Source organism: Bradyrhizobium genomosp. III, assembly GCF_000261705.1.
In the GTDB taxonomy this organism is placed as follows: Bacteria; Pseudomonadota; Alphaproteobacteria; order Rhizobiales; family Xanthobacteraceae; genus Bradyrhizobium; species Bradyrhizobium ottawaense.
Window position 1 is genome coordinate 1 of record NZ_AJQF01000129.1, and the last position, 2,978, is coordinate 2,978.

3 protein-coding genes are annotated in these 2,978 nt (G+C 66.3%); all 3 read right to left on the reverse strand.

Features of this window, described 5'->3' with window-relative positions:
- A partial coding sequence (locus tag IC66_RS0111270) for an FAD-binding protein (protein WP_038947678.1) occupies nucleotides 1-651 on the reverse strand: 651 nt, incomplete at its 3' end.
- A gap of 210 nt (nucleotides 652-861) precedes the next feature.
- Nucleotides 862-2,265: a UDP-N-acetylmuramate--L-alanine ligase gene (gene murC / locus IC66_RS0111275; protein WP_038947679.1), complete on the reverse strand. Its 1,404-nt coding sequence runs from the start codon at nucleotides 2,263-2,265 to the stop codon at nucleotides 862-864.
- Between the two features lie 121 nt (nucleotides 2,266-2,386).
- Nucleotides 2,387-2,978: glycosyltransferase (locus IC66_RS0111280; protein ID WP_038947680.1), on the reverse strand; the 592-nt coding region annotated here is incomplete at its 5' end.

Sequence of the window (2,978 nt, forward strand, 5' to 3'; positions counted from 1 at the left end):
GGTCTCGCGATGCGTCTGCACCTCCGCCATGCGCGCGCGGATCGCATCGGCATCCTTGATCTCGCCGCGAAACCGCCCGGAGGTGAAGATGATGGAGGGATCGACGCCGCTGTTGCGGTAGACGAACTTCATGTCGGCATTGGAGAAGGTGTGCTTGCTGCCGTCGCGACCGACGCCGCGCGCTTCGACCAGCACGTCCTTGGTCTCACCGCCATTGGCGCCGGCATTCATGCGCAGCGCGCCGCCGATCGTGCCGGGAATGCCGAAGTAGAATTCGAGCCCGCCGATATTGGCCGACGCGGCCACCTCCGCCACGCGCTTGTCGAGCGTGGCAGCACCGGCAGTGACGATATCGCCGCTGGCGCTGGCCTCGCCGAAGGCGCGCGGCGCCAGCCGGATCACGACGCCCGCAATGCCGCCGTCGCGCACGATCAGATTGGAGCCGACACCGACGACGTAGACGGGAATGTCGGGCGCAAGATGCGCGAGGAAGTAAGCGAGATCGTCCTCATCCGCCGGCGTGAACAGCACCTGGGCAGGGCCGCCGACGCGAAACCAGGTCAGCTCGGCCAGCGACTGGTTGGCCAGCAGCCGCCCGCGCAGCTCCGGCATCGCGGCTTTGAGCTCGGGCGTGATGTCGGGAAAGCTCATGCCACTTCCTCAAGTGAAGAAGGCACAATCTCTCCGTTCCCTCCCCCCTTGTGGGGTCCGAGGCGAGCGAAGCTCGCTCTCGAGGTCAGGGAGGGGGGTAGCCACGAACTCAGAGCTCGCCCGGGGCCACCCCTCTCCCCCGCCCTCCTCCGCAAGGGGGGAGGGAGCGCAGCGTGCTCCGTGGTGAATAGTGAAATCAAAATCAACGCCCTATCCCAGCGCCTTCAGTTGGTCCGGCAGCGCATACGCCCATTGCGTGATGTTGCCGGCCCCTAAGCACACGACGAGATCGCCGGACTTCGCCAATCCCTTGACGATGCCCGCGAGCTCGGAGGATGCCGGCAGTGGAATCACCTCGCGATGGCCATGCGCGCGCAGGCCCGTCACGAAATGATCGCGGTCGATGCCGTCGATCGGCGCTTCGCCGGCGGCATAGACGTCGGCGACGACAACCGCATCGGCATCGTTGAAGCAGGTGCAGAATTCCTCGAACAACGATTGCAGGCGGGTGTAGCGATGCGGCTGCACCACGGCGATGATCTTGCCAGTGAAGGAATCGCGCGCCGCCCTCAGCACCGCCGCGATTTCCACGGGGTGATGACCGTAATCGTCGATCACGGTGACGCCGTTCCATTCGCCGGTCTTGGTGAAGCGGCGCTTGACGCCGCCGAAGCCGGCGATCGCCTTGCGGATCGCTTCGTCGGACACGCCGAGCTCACGCGCGACCGCAATCGCGGCCGTCGCGTTGGAGGCGTTGTGGCGTCCCGGCATCGGCAGCATGAGGTCGGCGATCTCGTGCACGGCGCCGGTCTTGCGATCGCGGAACGCGACCTTGAATTTCGATCCGCCGCCCATCGGGGTCAGATCGACCAGCCGCACATCGGCCTGCGGATTTTCGCCGTAAGTGACGATGCGGCGGTCCTCGATCTTGCCAACGAGACTCTGCACGACCGGGTGATCGATGCACATCACGGCGAAGCCGTAGAACGGCAGGTTCTCGACGAAATGGCGGAACGCGTCCTGCACGGCCTCGAAGGTCCTGAAGTGATCGAGATGCTCGGGGTCGACATTGGTGACGATCGCGACATCCGTCGGCAGCTTCAGGAACGTGCCGTCGCTCTCGTCGGCTTCCACCACCATCCAGTCGCCCGCGCCAAGGCGCGCATTGGAGCCATAGGCATTGATGATGCCGCCGTTGATGACGGTGGGATCGAGACCGCCGGCGTCGAGCAGCGTTGCGACCATCGTGGTCGTCGTGGTCTTGCCGTGGGTGCCGGCGATCGCGACGCAGCTCTTCAGCCGCATCAGCTCGGCCAGCATCTCGGCGCGGCGCACCACGGGAATGCGCCGCTCGCGCGCCGCCATCAGTTCCGGATTGTCACGCTTGATCGCGGTCGAGACCACGACGACCTCGGCGCCATCGACATTCTCGGCCCTGTGGCCGACCGAGACCTTTGCGCCCTTCTTGCGCAGACGATCGAGATTGTAATTGTCGGAGGCGTCCGAGCCCTGCACGGCATAACCGAGATTGACCAGCACCTCGGCGATCCCGCTCATGCCGATTCCGCCGATCCCGACGAAGTGGATGGGTCCGATCTCGCGCGGCAGTCTCATGCTCTGTTCCCTGACCTCGCCGCCTGAAACGGCGGTATCTGGCGAAGGTCACGGCCAAATCAGCCGCGCCGTTCTTACTGGATGCCCCGCTTTAGAAGGCGAAGACAAGGGCTTTTTCGCGTCAGATTCCCGCGACTTTGACCACCAGATCGGCCAGTCGCTCGGCGGCGTCGAGCCGGCCGGCGCCGCGGGCGGCCTGCGCCATGGCGGCAAGGCGCGCGGGCTCGGCGGCGAAGGCGGAGATTTCGGAGGCCAGCCGGTCGGAGCTGAACTCGGCCTGCGGGATGCGGATCGCGCCATCCACCTTGACCAGCACGCCGGCATTGGCGAACTGGTCCTGGTCGATCGAGCCGGGCAGCGGCACCAGGATCGAGGGCCGGCCGATCGCCGCGAGCTCTGCCACTGTCCCGGCGCCGGAGCGCGATACCACGAGATGATTGGAGGCAAGCCGTGCCGGCAAATCGGTGAAGAACGGCGCCAGCTCGACCTTGATCTTGAGCTTGTCATAGACTGCGCGCACACGCGCCATGTCCTCGTCCCGCACCTGCTGGGTCAGGATGAGCCGGCTCCATAGCGCAGGCTCGAGCCGCTCGATCGCGCCAGGCACGATGTCGGCCATGATGCGCGCGCCCTGGCTGCCGCCGACGACGAGCAGGCGCAACGGGCCGTTCACCTCGGGCGCGGCGTAAGGCACGGCAGCCGCGGCAAGCACC